The organism is Lentibacillus sp. L22, assembly GCF_040812445.1.
In the GTDB taxonomy this organism is placed as follows: domain Bacteria; phylum Bacillota; class Bacilli; order Bacillales; family Amphibacillaceae; genus Lentibacillus_C; species Lentibacillus_C daqui.
Window position 1 is genome coordinate 46,367 of sequence record NZ_JBFNXI010000007.1, and the last position, 17,650, is coordinate 64,016.

The following is a 17,650-nucleotide window of genomic DNA, read 5'->3' on the forward strand; positions in this document are numbered from 1 at the left end:
TGAACCTCATAGAAAGGGAGGAGATTTAATGAACGAAGCAAAAGAGCGACCCTGGGAAAAATATTATACACTTTCATTACAGGATGCCGGATCCAATAATATCTCTCTTTATGAATTTTTTAATACAAGCGCAAAAAAGTATGCGACACGTACAGCAATTACTTTTCGGGAAAAGACAATAACTTATGAAGAACTAAAAAACAAGATTGACCATTTGGCTGGGAACTGGGGACGGATGGGATTTAAACAGGGCGAAAGGATAGGTTTGATGATTCAAAACCATCCTGATTATATTGTGTCTTATTATGCAGCCCACGCATTAGGGTTAATCGTTGTGCAAATCAATCCATCTTATACAGCTAGAGAGCTTTTGCAAATCGTAACAGATGTACAGTTAACCTATATTTTGGCTGATCCCAAATCGATAGAGACTGTTCAGGCGGTTAAGGATATTTATCCATTTCAAACGATCGTTACATCACAATTAGCAGAATTGGAATTAGATAAGCAAACCCACCAATTGAAAGCGCTGACAGAAACTGGTGAGAAGTTGAATACCCCTGTTGCTATTAATGCGGAAGATGATGTCGCGGTTATTCAATATACAGGGGGTACAACAGGGAAAATGAAAGGAGCTATGCTGACTCATAAAAATCTGGTAACAAATGTGATTCAAAGTTTTATCATGTACAGGGAAAATCTTTCTGCGAGTCAAGATACTGTTCTTGCTGCTACACCGTTATACCATGTGTATGCAATGACAGGTGCTATGAATTTAGGGATTTTTATGGGCGCCAATATACTGTTAGTTACTAAATTTAAGGTGGATGAAGTGATGCCCCTGATCAAAAAACACCAGCCCACGGTGTTTCCGGGAGTTCCGCAAATGTATATCGCTTTTGTTAATTACCCGGATGCAGAGAAGTATGGGTTAGATTGTTTTCGAGTTTGCTCATGTGGCTCAGCTCCACTGCCTGTAGAAATACTGAATAAATTTGAAAAGCTAACAGGATCGAAAATATCAGAGGGCTTTGGTATGTCTGAAACCTCTCCAACGACGCATCGAACCCCGGTTAATGGAGAGGTGAAACCGGGTAGTGTAGGGATTCCCGTTCCTGAAACAGATAGTAAAATTATCGATAACAACCAAAATGAGCTTGGACTGTATGAGGTTGGCGAATTGGTTGTCAAAGGCCCACAAGTTATGAAAGGTTATTGGAATAATGAAACGGAGACAAATCGTGCATTGCAAAACGGCTGGATGCATACTGGCGATTTAGCTATGCAGGATGAAGATGGTTATTTCTACATTGTAGGCCGAAAAAAAGAAATGGTAATTACAGGCGGATTCAATATTTACCCGCAAGAGATTGAGGGTGTTTTATATCAGCATCCTTATGTGAAGGAAGCGGCAGTCGCAGGGATACCCAATCCCGAAAAAGGTGAGATTGTGAAAGCTTATATCGTCCCAAAAGAAGAATATTCTATTGATGTAGAGGAATTAAAAGGATTTTGTTACCGAAACTTAACACCGTATAAAGTTCCAAAGCAATTTGAACTAAGAGAATCACTTCCTCGGAACACTGTTGGAAAGATTTTAAAACGAAAACTGATTGAGTCTGAAAAAAGTTAATGGGAAAAATAATCTATTTTTTATTTAATTGCCTGGGGTTTGAACAATTATGCGTAATATGTGTACCCGGCACAAAAAGGAGAGGAAAACATGAATTTTCATTTAGACGAAGATATTGCTTTCTTGAAGAAAAATGTACGCGATTTTGTGCAAACAGAAGTGGAAGCGGTTGCGATGGACATTGAAAAAGAGAACCGGATTCCGGAGCGTATTCTTGAGCTGTCAAAAGAGATGGGACTTTTCGGTTTAAGTATTCCTGAAGTGTATGGTGGCCTGGGAATTGGAATGGTTGGTAAATGTGCGCTATACGAAGAAATCGGTGCAACACACAATGGCTATACGACACTCATTGGAGCACACACCGGAATTGGAACGGTCGGTATTGTCGAACTGGGTAATGAGGAGCAAAAAAGCAAGTATTTACCTTCGCTTGCCACTGGTGAGAAAATTGGAGCCTTTGCACTAACAGAACCAAGTGCCGGGTCAAATGCCAGTAATTTAAAAACAACAGCGGTTAAGAAGGGAGATAAATATATTTTAAATGGGACAAAGCATTATATTACGAATGCAACAGATGCGGATATTTTCACCGTAATGGCTGTTACCGATCCTGATAAAGGGGCAAAGGGGATTACATCATTTATTGTTGAAAAGGATTTTCCCGGTTTTCAAGTTGGCGCCATTGAACCGAAGATGGGGTTAAAAGGCTCGCAGTCTGCGGAACTTATTTTAGAAGATTGCGAGGTTCCTGTTGAAAATGTTTTAGGCGAAGAAGGAAAAGGATATGTTAACGCATTAAAAATTTTAGCTAATGGTCGTGCGGGATTGGCAGCCAGGAATCTGGGATCATGTCAAAAATTATTGGATTTATCCATGCAATATGTACAGGAACGAGAGCAATTTGGTACTCCAATAATTGAGCATCAAGCAGTCGCGCATATGGTAGCGGAGATGGCCATGGAAACAGAAGCTTTACGTGCTTTTACTTATCGGATTGCTTCGATGGTTGATGACGGGGAGAAAGTAATTAAAGAAGCATCTATGTTAAAACTGTACGGATCAGAAGTATATAACAGGGTGGCAGATAAGGCGGTTCAGGTTCATGGGGGAATTGGCTACATTGCAGATTTCCCAATTGAACGTTTCTTCCGTGACGCAAGGATTACCAGGATATATGAAGGAACATCGGAAATTCAGAAGAACATTATTGCCGGGCAGTTGAAAAAGGAATATAGCTAAACAAATTGGGGGGATAGCGATGAACGAAAATATTGTTATTGTCAGTGCCGCCAGAACACCAATAGGAAGATATGGTGGCTCCTTGAAAGATATTAGTTCCGGGCATTTGGCTTCCATTGCGATAGAAGGAGCGATCAGAAAAGCAGGCATCAAACCGGAACAAGTGGATGAAACGATTATGGGAGAAGTCCGCCAAACCACAGAATCCTCGAATGTTGCAAGAGTCGCAGCATTACGATCAGGTATACCGGAATCTTCTCCTGCTTTTACGATTAATCGACTGTGTGCCTCAGGAATGCAAGCGCTCGCTTCGGGGGTGCAACAAATTTACTCTGAACAAGCTGATGTACTTGTGACAGGTGGAACCGAAAGCATGAGCCGATCACCTTTTTATTTGCGAAATGCCCGTTTCGGTGGAGACCATCCAACACTGGTTGATGCTAATACAGAGGCCGGTCAGCAACCCATTGAAATGTATGGGAAAAATTTAGGTATGGGGATGACAGCGGAAAACCTCGCTGAAAGATATGATATATCAAGAGAAGACCAGGACGCTTTTGCGGTAGAAAGTCAAAGGCGGGCAGCAAGAGCAATCGAAAAGGGAACGTTCAAAGATGAAATTGTCCCAGTAGAAGTAAAAGAGAAAAAGCAAACACGAATCGTAGAGCAGGATGAACATCCGCGACCGGGAACAACGATGGAGAAGCTTGCAAAATTGCGGCCTGCGTTTAAAGAAAATGGCACTGTGACGGCTGGAAATGCGTGCGGCCGTAATGATGGCGCTACGGCAATGGTTATGATGAAAGAATCGCAGGCGAAAAAGATGGGGCTCAAACCGTTAGCCCGGGTCGTCGATTGGGCAACTGCCGGTGTTTCTCCGGAAGTGATGGGGATTGGCCCTGTTCCAGCTGTTAAAAAGTTATTAAACCGAACATCCAAACAAGTGAAAGATATTGATTTAATCGAGCTGAATGAAGCCTTTGCATCGCAATCTCTGGCAGTCATACGTGAGTTATCACTCGATCCTGAAATTGTGAATGTAAATGGAGGGGCGATTGCTTTAGGGCATCCAGTAGGAGCGAGCGGTGCTAGAATTATCACTACTTTACTACACGAAATGACCAAACGTGGGAATGAGCTTGGTATTGCCACATTGTGTGCAGGTGGCGGTCAGGGTATGGCTGTGATGATGGAGCGTATTTAATGGTGCCTGTTACTTCCCAGGTTTTGTCGTATATTGTCGAATGGGAAGTTTCTTATAACCATTGAAGAAAGATCGGAGGATTATTTACGATGCAACAGCTGGAAGAGGTACGAAAAAGTTTTGAAACAAGCCCGTTTTTCTACCATCTAGGTTTTGAAATCACCCATTTTCAAGAAGGGGATGTTCGCTTAAAATTACCTGTTACCAGGCAGCTTTTAAATGCAAACCAGATACTGCATGGAGGTGTGCATGCCAGCATGATTGATTTTGTGCTGGGAATGGTTATACGATCAACGACCAGAACCCGTTGTATCACCATGAACTTAAATGTAAATTACTTTGCTCCAGCCGATAGTGGAAGCCTATTTGCCCAAGGAAGAATACTTCAACAGGGTTATCGTACTGTTACAGCAGAAGGGGAAATACTGGATGAGCAGGGTGAGATGCTCGCAAAGGGCACTGGAACATTTAAGCTAATTAGGGAATAGCGCGATAATAGGTAGCTGGGAATGCTACAACGATAGAAGATTTGAATTGAAACTAGGGAAAACGCGTGATATTCAAGCTGAGCCGATCGAGAAAGAATAAGAAGGTTCAATACTTAATTGGTGGGAGGAATTCATAATGACAAACAGATTTAAAGGAAAAGTAGCATTTGTCACTGGCGGGAGTCGAGGTATTGGAAGAGGAATTACAGAATGGTTCGCTGAAGAAGGTGCTAAAGTAGCAATTGTTGATATTAATGCCGAAGCGTTACAAGAGGCGGCCGATGTTTTCGAAGACAACGGTTACGACTATTACACAAAGAATGTCAATATTGTTCATTCCGAAGAAGTAGAGACAGCGATGGATGAAGTGGTAGAAAGATTTGGCTCACTGGATATTCTGGTCAATAATGCAGGTGTTATTCGGGATAATATGTTGTTTAAAATGACCAATGAGGACTGGCAGCAAGTGATGGACGTCCATTTAAAAGGCTCTTTTAACGCTACACGTGCTGCGCAAAAATATATGGTGAAAAATAGGTTCGGACGTATCATTAATATTTCTTCCACTTCGGCACTGGGAAACAGAGGGCAGGCAAACTATTCAACTTCATATTCGCAATATAGTTGCCTTGGCGAAACTAAATTAATGAAGAGAGAAATAAATTAGGCAATCGCAAATACAAACATTTGGATTGCCTGTTCTTGCAGTCTACCGGTTTTCTTTCGCGATAAAAGCATCTTTCACACCAGCATCAATCACCTTTTTCAACTGTTTTTCCGCATGCTTCTGATCAGAAAATGCCCCTGCCTGTACGCGATACCATTGCTTACCGGAAATCATTATCGTATCAACAAATGCATCGATATCTTTCTTTTTCAGCATATCTGCACGCTTTTTGGCGTTTGCTTTAGAAGTGAAGGAACCGGCAATGACCCGATAAATAGTTTTGGAGCTACCCTTCTTTTTTTTTAGATCAAAAGTTTTTGCCAGCCCGTTTACGTGTCCCTGGGCTACCTTTTTGCACCATGCATCCTGTTTCATCAATGCAGCATCATGGGAATTGTCAATAAATCCGTTTTCCGTCAAAAGTGCTGGCATTTTCGATTCTCGCAATACATGATAGTCAGCCTTCTTTTTACCCCGATCATTTAACTGGTTTTTCTTGACGACTTCTTTATGGATGGTATTCTGATAGGCAGCAGTTTTGGATGAACTGGAAAGGCTGCTATGAATATAATCCTCATATCCTTTGGCAGAACCATTAAACGAATTACAGTGAATCGACAAAAAGTAGTCAGCTCCCCAGTTATTCGCCTCATCGGTGCGTTGGGTTAAACTGACAGTCTTATCGCTGGTTCGACTCATTTTCACGCTGACATTTTCATAGTCTTGCGTTAAAATGGAATGGATGTGCTTTGCTATAGCAAGCGTAACATCTTTTTCCTTTAGTTCTTTTCCCTGTGCACCCGGATCATTGCCGCCATGACCAGGATCCAAATAAAGTTTCATTTAAATATCCCCCATTCTTTCTTTTTTCAATAATAGCGTATGACAGTTGGAAAAATGGCAATTGGACAGACGTCTTTTTAATTGCCAATTTCCATGATTGTCATCGCCTATTCACTACTATTAACGAATGAATAAGAGAGAAAGGGGCGTGTTTAAGAAAAAGTGCAAAAAAGAGCAGCTAATATTGAATTAGCTGCTTATTAGGAGTCTATTAAATGTAGGAAGTGGTATAATATTCTGGCGGTCAAACCCCAAATCACTTTACCGTTATATTGGTAAAAGAGCTCATCCTTATGACGTACCTGCCAATTATAATCTTCTCCCCCAACAATTAAATCAAATGGAAAATCATCCGCTGGTATTACTTTAAAATAGACTTTATATATCTCGGGTTTTACCTGAAGGAAATAGGATAAAGGTACGGTGAAAATTTCTCCAACTTCTGCTTGACTTGGGTTTATTTGTTCAGCGTTTTTGATCGTACCTGTAAACGGGAAAATCATCCGTCCGTTATCCGCAACAATGTAATCAAGCGGACTGATATTCTCAATCGATGTTTTCGATATCCCTAGTTCTTCCGTCGTTTCGCGAATCGCACAATACTCAGGATCAGGATCGGTCGGGTCAATTTTGCCGCCCGGAAAACAAATATCCCCGGGCTGGCTGCGCAGTTTCATGGACCTTACCTCAAATAGTATATGGACTTCATTGTTTTTCTCGATTAACGGCAGCAGGATGGCGTGTTTGTGAAAATTATCATAACCAAGAATGGTAGGTTTTCGACCGTTTAGCTTTGCGATAATGTCTGTTAGGTTCATTTTTCATACCCCCATGATCATTTATGTTCATTATACTAGAAATTGTTAGATATCATTAATGGATAGACATACAATTTCGTGTTTGATCTGTATTTTGATAATGTAATGCACTAAGGTTACATATAATAACAAACTTACTTGACACAATTGTAATGTTTATGTATAATACTTACATAAAGTAACTAACTTGATAAAAATACGTATTGTAATTTCGTTTTGATATAGAAAAGTAAATAATAAAGGAGGTTTTTGCAAAGAATAGACAAAACGAAGTACAGGAGTATTTTAAGTTTCACTTTATGGACACACATAAATATGCATCCTTGTGATGGATACTTATTTCAATCTGATGTGGCTTAAGGAGACTTAAACCATTGGATTTTTGGAAAAATTATTTTGAAATCATTCAACCAAGAAGGAGACAACAAACAAGATGGAAAATGTTAAATTAGCAATTATCTATTACAGTTCAACTGGAACAAACTATAAAATGGCGAAATGGGCTGAAGATGCCGCAACAAAAGCCGGTGCCGAAGTACGTCTGTTGAAAGTTACGGAATTGGCTCCAGAAGCAGCAATTGCATCCAATCCAGCTTGGAAGGCCAATCATGAAGCAACAGCAGATATCCAGGAGGCAACCTCTGATGATTTGCAATGGGCAGATGCCATCATCTTTAGTACAGCTACACGATTTGGCGGCATTGCCTCGCAAATGAAGCAATTCCTTGATATGCAAGGCGGACTATGGGCGAGTGGTGCATTAGTAAATAAGGTCGTTAGTGCAATGTCTTCTGCCCAAAATGATCACGGTGGTCAGGAAGCAAGTATTCTCTCTCTTTATACTTCCTTTATGCACTGGGGCGCGATTATTGCTGCACCAGGATACACTGACCCTGTATTGTTCACAACCGGCGGAAATCCATATGGCGCAAGTGCCACCGTTGATGCGGAAGGAAATATTGTCAACAATGTACAACCAGCAGTGGAAGTACAAGCAAAACGGACTGTTGATATTGCTAGCCGGATTAAAGCGGGAAATAAATAAGTAATAATCATAAATGGCTAACCGGAATCATTTTCGGTTAGCCATTTTTAGTTGTAAAAAATCCTGGATAATCATCTATCCCGGTCCTTTTTATCGTCCTTTTCTTTTTCAACTCTTAAGGTATGTTCATTTGTTTCCTCAGCGAATTCCGTTTGCAGCTGGTTCATCGTTCGCCAGTCTTTTCGTTCATATTCATCAGGGGAAAAATGGTTAACAATAAAACCGTGGATGAATGGTTCACAACAAGTTATAAAAAAGGCTGATAGGATCGAGGTCGTAATGATTGGGATATTGGCATTGAGAAATAGGCCTCCCAGAATAAATAACGAAAAGAAGGTTAAGGCAAAGTCAGCGATAGTCGCGGTAATATTGCCAAACTGTCTCAATATGATCATATCACCAATCAGATAAGAAATGGCTGTAACGAATAGGCTAATCCAAAATAAGTTTACCCACCCCGCACCGGAAAAGATGCCGAAGATGGTATATATGGTAAACGCTATGGCCAAAAATTTAAGTCCTAATGCTTTCAGATGTTGCATGATTGTACACCTCTCTTGTCTTTGGTTTTGTTTTAGTATTTGACAATCCGGTAGTAAATATTATTCATTGACAGGTTAAAATGAAGTCGATAAAATGAATGATAATCAGTCAGTTACGGAGGGATTTTGTGGAGGATAAAAAAGATCGCATCATTCAATCCGCAATTCATGTTTTTCGGGAAAAAGGCATTGAAAAAACAAAAATATCTGATATTGTCAAAGATGCTGGTATTGCACAAGGGACATTTTACTTATACTTTTCTTCCAAGTTTGCCGTAATGCCGTCAATAGCTGAAGAGATGATGGAGAAAACACTTGTTCAGATAAAAGAAAATGTGGATGAGAATCTTCCCTTTTCTAAACAACTCGAAACAGTGGTTGACGTAGTATTTGCAATAACAGATGAGTATCGGGAAATTTTTGCTTTGATCTATTCCGGGCTGGCAGCAACAGATTATCTGAAGGAATGGGAAGCCATATATGAACCATATTATTGGTGGATGCGTGACTTTTTAATGCAGGCTAAAGCGGATGGAGCAATTCGGGAAGCACTTGATATTCAGCGAACCGCAGAAGTACTCATTGGATTGATTGAATCAACTGCAGAACAATGCTTTTTGTATTCACAAATGGACGATGAAACCATTGATATGAAAAAGAAAGCTGTATTAATGTTTGCAGAATATGCGCTGGGTCTGCGTGACTAGTGTTTTTTAAGTTTATAGTGACTGATTGTCAGTCATGAATGGAGTGAACATGTTGAATAAATCATGGATATATGTTGTATTAACAAGTTTGTTTGAATTAGTGTGGGTGTATGGATTTAACACTGCATCAGAGTGGTGGCACTGGGTATTAATCTTGTGTGTAATTCCATTTGATTTGCACTTTCTTGCCAAGGCGTGTGAAAATCTTCCTACAGGTACGGTATACGCTATTTTTGCTGCTGCAGGTACAGTTGGAACAGCACTGATGGATGTATTTCTCTTTGACCGGCAGTTAACCACTGGAAAAATCTTGTTTATGATAGTTATCGTTACCGGTGTCGTTGGCTTAAAACTTTCCGATGAACAACAAACAGAAGGAGCAACAAACTAATGGGTTGGATGTATATATTTTTGGCGGCAGTGTTTGAAGTGATTGGCGTGCTGGGACTGAAGCTGTTTAGTCATGCAAGGACAGTGAAAAATGGGGTTATTTACCTGGGTGGCCTTGGCGGGTCATTTGCATTTTTATACATGGCGTTTTTATATTTGCAGATTAGTGTTGCCTATGCCGTCTTCATTGGCATCGGTACAGCAGGAGCGGTGCTTTTAAATATGATATTTTTCGGGGAATCGAAAAGTTACTTTCGGATGTTGAGTTTAATAGTGATCATTATTGGCGTTGTTGGACTAAAGGCATTATCTTGAAATAGAAAAAAGCATGATATATTGAAAAATCATGCCTTTTTTCTTCGGTTAAGGAAGTATATCATTGATGTCCAAGCTTATGATAAGAGGTTTAATCCATTAAGTCACTGATAACTTCATACGAATGCAAACGGGCTTGATGGTCAAAAATTTGCGAACTGATAATGAACTCATCGGCTTTGGTCTGTTCCAAAAAGCTTTCCAGACCACGTTTCACAGTCTCCGGCCCGCCAACAATGGTAGCAGGTGATTCCATGGAACTTGCAACCGCCGCCTGTTCCATTTCTGACCAAGCGTTTTTTGTATCTTCAATTGGCGGTTGTAATTTCGCCGGGCGTCCATTGCGGATATTTAAAAACTGTTGCTGATGGGACGTTGCTAAATATTGTGCTTCTTCATCCGTATCTGCAGCAATAACATTGACACCTAGCATAGCATAAGGCTTTTCAAGCGACTTCGATGGTTGGAACCGCTCCCTGTATAAATGTAACGCTGGAATGGTGTAATTCGGTGAAAAGTGACTGGCAAACGAGAATGGCAATCCTTTATGTGCAGAAAGCTGTGCACTAAAGTCACTGGAACCAAGCAGCCAGATAGGAATATCCAATCCTTCACCAGGAACTGCATGAACCCGTTCAGTTCCTGCGAAATATCCTTGCAATTCCTCAACCTGTAAAGGAAAGTCCTCTACACTCATATTTAATGTTCGTCTTAATGCAAAGGCGGTTGCCTGATCACTGCCTGGTGCCCGTCCAAGACCCAGGTCAATACGTCCAGGATAGAGTGTTTCCAAGGTGCCAAATTGTTCAGCGATCACCAATGATGCATGGTTTGGCAGCATTACGCCACCGGATCCAACGCGAATACGATTTGTTGCCCCGGCAATGTGGCCAATTAATACAGATGTTGCAGAGCTGGCAATTCCGGGCATATTGTGATGTTCCGCCAGCCAATAACGATTGAATCCCCATTTGTCCACATGCTGAGCTAAATCTGTACTATTGGCTAATGATTCACCAGGGTTGCTTCCCTCATTAATGGGGGAAAGATCCAAAACAGATAGTGGGATATGATGAAAAGTTTTTGCTTTATTAGAAGTCATTTGATTCACTCCTTGTAATAATTCCTTACGAGAAATGATACGTCTTTCAATGTGGGAGGTCTAATATAATGCTTGCTCCAAGATTATAGTTTCGCGGAATCGGTTGATGTTCACTCCCAAGGTTGATATTTTCATGAATTGGGTTGATATTTAGGCTATGTGGTCGATGTTTTTGTCGGTTAGGTTGATGTTCGCACACTAAGGTCGATAATACCACAAATTCAGTCGATGTTCGGATTCCAAGGTCGATATATCATCAAAATCGATTGATGCTAACTTATGATCAGCTTGGCTGGTTGCACCATTTATGTATTTTCAGTAATATAGTATTGGTAACATACGCATAGTATTGAAATGAGGGTATACAATGAGCAAACCATCCATCTACGGATTAACCTATGACCAGCTGACCGCTTGGCTGGTAGAGCAAGGACAACGGAAATTTCGTGCCCAACAGGTGTGGAATTGGTTATATAAGAAGCGTGTGACACAGTTCTCGGAGATGAAAAACGTCAATAAAGATTGTATTGCATTATTAGAGGAAAATTTTGTGCTCCATACGTTAGAAGAAGAGATTAGACAGGAGTCTGCAGATGGAACGAAAAAGTTCCTGTTCAAATTACAAGACGGTAACTTAATTGAAACAGTGTTAATGCGATTTAATTATGGATTATCGGTCTGTGTTACAACGCAGGTTGGCTGTAATATTGGCTGTACATTTTGCGCTAGTGGATTACTAAGAAAAAACCGCGACCTTTCCAGCGGCGAAATTGTGGAACAGATCATGAACGTGCAAAAGCATCTTGATGAACAAGGTGACGGCGAGCGGGTCAGTCATATTGTCGTGATGGGAATTGGGGAGCCATTTGACAATTTCACCAATTTGATTGACTTTTTACGTGTTGTAAACGATGATAAGGGACTTTGCATTGGTGCCAGACACATAACTGTTTCGACCAGTGGACTAGCTCATAAAATATATGAGTTTGCCGATACCGGTCTGCAAGTGAATTTAGCCATTTCCCTACATGCACCGAATAATGAATTGCGGACTAAAATAATGAAGATCAATAAGGCTTTCCCAATTGAAAAATTAATGAAAGCAGTTGATTATTATTTGGATAAAGTCAATCGCCGGATTACGTATGAATACATCATGCTTCGGGATGTAAATGATCATGTAGAAGAGGCGGAACAGCTTGCCAGATTACTTCGGGATAAACGCCATCTGACATATGTTAATCTGATACCCTATAATCCAGTTGATGAACATAACCAATACCAACGTAGTGAAAAGGAATCTATTCAAACTTTCTTTGAAACATTAAAGAAGCATGGTATAAACTGTGGGGTACGCTGGGAAAATGGTGCGGATATCGATGCCGCATGCGGTCAGTTGCGCAGTAAGCAAATAAAAAAGAAAAATGTTGGCTGAATATATAAAGACGCATCTTAACAAGATGCGTCTTTATATATTCAATTCCCTCCAATTAGTCTACAATAAAGTCTCCAAATTAATTGATCAGTAAATAAGCAGTTGTTTAAGATATATTATTTGTTAAAAGAATTTAAATACATTATTGCATACATATATACAATAATGTATTTTTGCATTCGCTTTTCGTGTTCTTGTACACAAATTCGTTTGCGTTATGTGTACAAATGTGTTTTCATGTGTACAAGAAAGTTTGCAACCCGGTGTGATGCAGTGTACGACATTGTATTCAAATACAACCCGTTACGCTGGCAGGAACTTTGATTGGTCCAGACGTGATATATGAAAAACATTTGTCAGCATGTAAGAGTATAGATCTTCATAGCCAAGCTGATTTGTTTTAGCCTATTGAAGGTATGATAAGTAATTAGTATGTGTTTAAGTTATTGATAGATCATATTAGTTGTCGAAACATCATTGAATTTGTCCACTTCTATTTCTCTACTCTACTCATCCTAAACAGTTCAGGTGAAATATATGTCAAATATTGCGGAGGTTGAAATATTTAGCAAGTATTTGATTTTATTTTGGTAGACAATAATAGCTAAAATTCTGCAAGAGGCAAAACCTCACTTATCAGGAATTGGTAAGCAGGCCATACTAGTTCCGGTGAAGTACATAAAGGCGCTGCGTTCTTTACCACCTCATCTCCCCACCGATGGTTAGTTTTCATCTACAGGATGTGGTTTAATCAATAAATACCATATGGCTGTGATGTGCTGCATATATATTCCAATATCAACCACGACATTTTCCGCAACATCTGTGTTTCCATTTGCCACCGTTAGAGGTATCGGAATGCTACACATACATTCGTGATAAAAACTTCCACATTTCAACTTTATATGACATCACCTTACCTTTTTTGATAATCTCAATCATTTTTACCACTTACAATGAAATGGAAGAACTAATTCGACATTCATGTTACTGGCTGAAAAGTAATTACAGAAAAAAAGTCTTATAATGATGTTTTCTCTCAAATAAATAGAGATTTTCATTGTGAAAGATAAATCGACAAATAACGTCAAACATTGATCATTGCTTTAATAATATATTGACGTTAGTTAGACCCCATCTTATTTAATGAAATCTTAATCTAAGAACAGTTTTACAGATAAAACAAAACTCTCTCTTTCTCTTGTGTCGGGGTCACCTTGGGGCGTTTTTTGTATGAATTTGTAGAAACAGTAAAATTGCTGTCATATATTCCTTTTTTGTCGCATGTAAAAAAAATATAACCCTGCCTGTTATGATAGCTAAATAATATTCATATATTTTCGCCACCTTAAAGTCTGCAAAATCTATGTTTGCGTTAATTGCATACATGTTTACTTTTGTGAACACAAGCGAACAAAAAATGTGTTCTTGTATGCAAAAATGAAAACATAAAAGTTTACGAATGGGATTACATGAATACAAAAGTGTATACATATTGGCACAAAGCTGTGTGCAAATTGTGTGCATGCAAGCGTTAAAGAAAACATGATAAAAGTCTGATTGATTATTTTTGGTAAATCTATTATTCTTGTAAGAGTAATAGATTAAATAGGAGGGAATTTAACCTTATGACAAAATCAAGAATTGCAGCCGTTGATGTTGGTAATGATGCAGTCAAAGCCAATTTTGGTAAATTGGAAAGTGAACTATATATCCCAAATGTAATTGCACATGATGTGGAGGATCGTCCTGTTATCGGTATCGAGGAATTGGATGAAAAAGATCCGGTTGATAATTTACATATTCGGATCCACTCCCCTGCTTTGGAAGAAAATAATGCGATTTACCGGGTTGGGAACCTGGCAACAAAAACGGATAATTCATTCGAACTTGATCCGGGCAGCAGCAAATCAGAAGAGGACCAAACCCTGATTATGCTGTTCGCATCCATTGCGCTTGATGCGGTGAGCAGTGGTGAATTTAGTGAAACGAGAGAAAATGTGATTGATGCACGCTATACATTAGGTACAGGATTGCCGCTAAGAGAGGTAAAGGAAGGTAAAGACGTTGGTTATCGTTCACAACTGTTGGGATCGGTACATCAAGTTGAATTTTTAGTTACACCGCGATACCAAGGAAAAAAAGTAAATATTAAATTTGATGAAGTAAAGGTTTATCCTGAAGGGTTTGCAGCATATGTCAACCTGATTATGGATAATGATTTAAAAGTAATCAATAAAGATCTGATTGACAAGCAAATTTTAATTCAAGACATTGGTGGACTTTCCACAGATATTGCAGTAATTAGAAATCGTAATGTAGATGATGATAAGGCACAAGGATTCAACTTGGGTGTTGCAGAATCATTGGAATCCATTCGTGAAGAAATCCGGAAGAAACATGGTGTTGAATTGGACAGCAGACGTGATGTTGTCGATATCATTACCAGAAAAAATGACCGGCATCACATCATGGTTAAGGGCAGCAGAACAAGTGTACATGATATTACCGATCATATTCTTTTGGAATTGGCGAAAAAGGAATATCGTTTCTTGAGAAATACTTGGGCGAAAAATTCGCAGTCTGAGATTTGCTATTTTGTTGGTGGCGGTTCAGCGGTGCTAAAGGATTACCTGAAGGCATTAAACAATAAGCTGGATGGATTTAACATTGAGTTTTTTGAGAATGAAAATGAAAGTATCTGGATGATGGCGAATGCTTATTACAAGCTGATTTCCCAATTTATCGGTAAACAAGCACAGCCACAAGATCAAGCAAAGAACCAGGCACCAAAACAAGCTGTTAAGGAAGAGACAAAAGTAGCAGCGAAACAAAAATAGGGTGATATGATGGGTGAGAGAAAAAGTATTGAACGGGGACAATCGATAACCTTTCGTATCCCCTCTGATACACCTGATTATCTATTAAAGCAATTACAGCGGTTAAAAAAAACGGAGCGGAGAAATTTTTCCAGCCGGATTGCCCAATTTGTGCTAAAAGGGGTCAATGAAACAGTTGTAAGAGAGCGTGAAACAGTCACCATTCCACTCCCAAAACAATTAACAAAGGAACAAAAGAGCTGGCTGAAACACGAACACTCAGAGGCGCTGATTGGCAGTATATTGTATCAGTTGATCAATGACCCAAGACGGGCAACTTCACTGTTGGCGGCGTTAAACAGTAACAGGCCCAATATTGATGAGGCATTGTATCTGCAGGAGGAAGCAGCAATGACAACCATCCCTGAGGAATTTGAGCCTGAACCGATACAACCGGCGGAACAAATGGAATCTACGTCCGAATCTACGTCCATGGGTAATGATGATGCGCTTGATGATTTGACGATGGATAGCCTGGATGAATTTCCAGATCCAGAAGAAGGTGCGCAGGAAGAAGACGATAATCCACTTGGCGATTTCTTTTCCCGAATGAACCGATAAAGCCGGCAAGCCTGTTAATATGGCTTGCCGACTTTTTTCTATAGTCGAATTAGGCCTTGAAATGAACGGACTTCATTTTTTGCTTAATCATCCGTATTCTTATCTTCAAACGCCTCTAATGCAGAACGTTTCTTCCGGCGCTTACGAATTTGTTCCTGAATCTTTTTTCGATCAATATAAATGGTAGGGGTTTCATAATCTTCCGACTCCTTGATATCGCTGTTGGAAGCTTTCATGAATGACCATGCAAGCAGGAACATGATAAAGATAACGGGAAACCCGGCAACGATGCTAGCGGTTTGCAGTGTTTTTAGCCCGCCGACAATCATCAATACGAGTGGTAGCAAACATAATGTAAAGGCCCAAAATAAACGGTTCCAGCGTAATGGCTCCGACCGAACTTCCTTTTGTACAACCGCTGCAAGAATATAAGAGGATGAGTCGAATGTTGTCGCCAAAAAGATAATCGCCAGGATGGTAAATAATGCGACCATGATAATTGGCATTGGCAGCTGGTGCAATATTTGAATGATGGCAGCCGAGGCACCATGTTCATTCATAAAACCAATCACATCAAAATTTCCGGTTAACTGTAAATACAGTCCAAAGTTCCCCATAATCCCGAAAAACAAAATGCATCCAATGGTACCATAGATCATTGTCCCGAGAATCATTTCCCGAATCGTCCTGCCTCGTGATATCCTGGCAACAAATAAACCAACAAAAGGCGCATAAACTACCCACCACGCCCAATAAAAAATAGTCCAGGATTCGGGAAAGCCGGTTTCTTTAAAGCCGGCCAAGTTTCCAAACGGTTCCAGCCAAGTCGCCATATGAAAAAAGTTATCAACAATCATCCCGATACTTGTGAAGGTTGTTTGACTAATAAATAATGTTGGTCCGAACAAAAAGATAAATAACAAAATAAAAATAGCCAGCCATATATTGACATCACTTAGCACCTTGATTCCTCTATTTAGCCCCGAATAGGCACTTAATGCAAAAATAATGGTACAAAAGAGGATGATAGCGATTTTTAACCAAATGGTGATTGGGATTCCAATTAAATCATGTACTCCTTCAGCTATCATGGGCGCTCCAAGTGCCAATGTAGTACCTGCACCACCCATCAATCCAAACATAAATAACACATCAATAACAACACCAAGCGGCCCATCAGCTTGGCGGCCAATAACTGGTCTGACAGCCTCACTGATTTTTAAAACGGGCTTCCTTCGTACGTAATAGAAGTAGGCGATGGGTAGCGCCGGTAATGTATAAATAGCCCAAGCGATAGGACCCCAGTGAAACATCCCATAGGAAGATGCCCACTCGATCGCCTCTTTTGATTCGGGGGCAATTCCAAATGGCGGGCCTTGATAATAATAAGCCCACTCAATCATTCCCCAATAAAGAATACTCGATCCAATCCCCGCGGCAAACAGCATCGCCGCCCAAGAAAAAGTGCCAAACTCCCTTTCATCTTCTTCACTTCCCAGTTTAACATGTCCGTTTTTACTAAAAGCGACAAAAAGTAAAAAGGCGAAAGCACTCAGCCCGACTAGTAAATATAAAACACCGAAATTACCGGTCATAAATTCATTTGCCATGTCAACTACTTTTCCGCCTTGCTCTGGAAAAACCGCCAGTGGAATGGATACAAGCAGAATTAACACGATTGCACCAATAAACGTAGGCCAGTCGATTAATTTTGCTTTCATTGCTTCTCACCTCTTTAATTGATAGCCTTTCTTAAATGGCTAAAGATATACAGCACATGTG

16 protein-coding genes and 1 pseudogene are annotated in these 17,650 nt (G+C 40.0%); 12 read left to right on the forward strand and 5 right to left on the reverse strand.

The features are described 5' to 3' along the window. Positions 1 to 28 precede the first annotated feature (28 nt). The 5 genes and pseudogenes from ABRT01_RS05285 to ABRT01_RS05305 form a co-directional block, all read left to right on the forward strand. On the forward strand, positions 29 to 1,633 hold the full coding sequence (locus ABRT01_RS05285; RefSeq protein WP_367746473.1) for a long-chain-fatty-acid--CoA ligase: 1,605 nt from the start codon (positions 29 to 31) through the stop codon (positions 1,631 to 1,633). A 90-nt stretch (positions 1,634 to 1,723) separates the two neighbouring features. Then, complete coding sequence (locus ABRT01_RS05290; protein WP_269410677.1) at positions 1,724 to 2,872, forward strand: acyl-CoA dehydrogenase family protein; 1,149 nt, start codon at positions 1,724 to 1,726, stop codon at positions 2,870 to 2,872. 19 nt (positions 2,873 to 2,891) lie between these two features. Next, positions 2,892 to 4,076, forward strand: coding sequence for a thiolase family protein (locus tag ABRT01_RS05295; RefSeq protein ID WP_367746474.1), 1,185 nt, complete (start codon positions 2,892 to 2,894; stop codon positions 4,074 to 4,076). 89 nt (positions 4,077 to 4,165) lie between these two features. Next, positions 4,166 to 4,564 (forward strand): PaaI family thioesterase, encoded by a 399-nt coding sequence (locus tag ABRT01_RS05300; protein WP_367746475.1) that lies wholly within the window; start codon positions 4,166 to 4,168, stop codon positions 4,562 to 4,564. 136 nt (positions 4,565 to 4,700) lie between these two features. Continuing rightward, positions 4,701 to 5,174, forward strand: a pseudogene (locus ABRT01_RS05305) (SDR family NAD(P)-dependent oxidoreductase); the annotation flags it as partial. Between the two features lie 99 nt (positions 5,175 to 5,273). Here the strand turns inward: ABRT01_RS05305 and ABRT01_RS05310 are convergent. Continuing rightward, positions 5,274 to 6,074, reverse strand: coding sequence for an N-acetylmuramoyl-L-alanine amidase (locus ABRT01_RS05310; protein ID WP_269410674.1), 801 nt, complete (start codon positions 6,072 to 6,074; stop codon positions 5,274 to 5,276). A gap of 200 nt (positions 6,075 to 6,274) precedes the next feature. Then, the gene (locus ABRT01_RS05315; RefSeq protein ID WP_367746478.1) at positions 6,275 to 6,892 is read right to left on the reverse strand and encodes an NUDIX hydrolase; all 618 of its coding nucleotides are present in this window, start codon (positions 6,890 to 6,892) and stop codon (positions 6,275 to 6,277) included. 433 nt (positions 6,893 to 7,325) lie between these two features. Between ABRT01_RS05315 and wrbA the strand changes: the two genes are divergently transcribed. After that, a complete protein-coding gene (wrbA, locus tag ABRT01_RS05320; RefSeq protein ID WP_269410672.1) occupies positions 7,326 to 7,937 on the forward strand; it encodes an NAD(P)H:quinone oxidoreductase in 612 nt (203 codons plus the stop codon). A 71-nt stretch (positions 7,938 to 8,008) separates the two neighbouring features. Here the strand turns inward: wrbA and ABRT01_RS05325 are convergent, their stop codons facing one another. Then, positions 8,009 to 8,479, reverse strand: a complete 471-nt coding sequence (locus ABRT01_RS05325) for a YndM family protein (protein ID WP_269410671.1) — start codon at positions 8,477 to 8,479, stop codon at positions 8,009 to 8,011. 128 nt (positions 8,480 to 8,607) lie between these two features. On the opposite strand from ABRT01_RS05325, the gene ABRT01_RS05330 reads away from it, so the two are divergent. Genes ABRT01_RS05330 through ABRT01_RS05340 form a run of 3 tightly spaced genes read left to right on the forward strand, consistent with a single transcriptional unit; the run spans position 8,608 to position 9,891 of the window. Next, complete coding sequence (locus ABRT01_RS05330) at positions 8,608 to 9,186, forward strand: TetR/AcrR family transcriptional regulator (RefSeq protein WP_367746479.1); 579 nt, start codon at positions 8,608 to 8,610, stop codon at positions 9,184 to 9,186. A 49-nt stretch (positions 9,187 to 9,235) separates the two neighbouring features. Then, positions 9,236 to 9,577: a DMT family transporter gene (locus ABRT01_RS05335; RefSeq protein WP_367746480.1), complete on the forward strand. Its 342-nt coding sequence runs from the start codon at positions 9,236 to 9,238 to the stop codon at positions 9,575 to 9,577. Next, complete coding sequence (locus ABRT01_RS05340) at positions 9,577 to 9,891, forward strand: DMT family transporter (protein ID WP_367746481.1); 315 nt, start codon at positions 9,577 to 9,579, stop codon at positions 9,889 to 9,891. The genes ABRT01_RS05335 and ABRT01_RS05340 overlap by 1 nt, the downstream gene beginning before the upstream one ends. 91 nt (positions 9,892 to 9,982) lie before the next feature. Here ABRT01_RS05340 and ABRT01_RS05345 read toward each other — a convergent pair whose 3' ends face one another. Then, positions 9,983 to 10,993 (reverse strand): LLM class flavin-dependent oxidoreductase, encoded by a 1,011-nt coding sequence (locus tag ABRT01_RS05345; RefSeq protein WP_367746482.1) that lies wholly within the window; start codon positions 10,991 to 10,993, stop codon positions 9,983 to 9,985. A gap of 367 nt (positions 10,994 to 11,360) precedes the next feature. Between ABRT01_RS05345 and rlmN the strand changes: the two genes are divergently transcribed. The 3 genes from rlmN to ABRT01_RS05360 all read left to right on the forward strand — a co-directional run bounded on the left by rlmN (position 11,361) and on the right by ABRT01_RS05360 (position 15,868). After that, positions 11,361 to 12,428, forward strand: coding sequence for a dual-specificity RNA methyltransferase RlmN (rlmN, locus tag ABRT01_RS05350; protein WP_269410667.1), 1,068 nt, complete (start codon positions 11,361 to 11,363; stop codon positions 12,426 to 12,428). A gap of 1,628 nt (positions 12,429 to 14,056) precedes the next feature. Then, positions 14,057 to 15,268: a ParM/StbA family protein gene (locus tag ABRT01_RS05355; protein WP_269410666.1), complete on the forward strand. Its 1,212-nt coding sequence runs from the start codon at positions 14,057 to 14,059 to the stop codon at positions 15,266 to 15,268. 6 nt (positions 15,269 to 15,274) lie between these two features. Continuing rightward, the gene (locus tag ABRT01_RS05360; RefSeq protein ID WP_269410665.1) at positions 15,275 to 15,868 is read left to right on the forward strand and encodes a hypothetical protein; all 594 of its coding nucleotides are present in this window, start codon (positions 15,275 to 15,277) and stop codon (positions 15,866 to 15,868) included. Positions 15,869 to 15,951: 83 nt separating this feature from the next. On the opposite strand, the gene ABRT01_RS05365 is transcribed toward ABRT01_RS05360, so the two are convergent. Then, complete coding sequence (locus ABRT01_RS05365; RefSeq protein ID WP_269410664.1) at positions 15,952 to 17,589, reverse strand: BCCT family transporter; 1,638 nt, start codon at positions 17,587 to 17,589, stop codon at positions 15,952 to 15,954. Positions 17,590 to 17,650 lie beyond the last annotated feature (61 nt).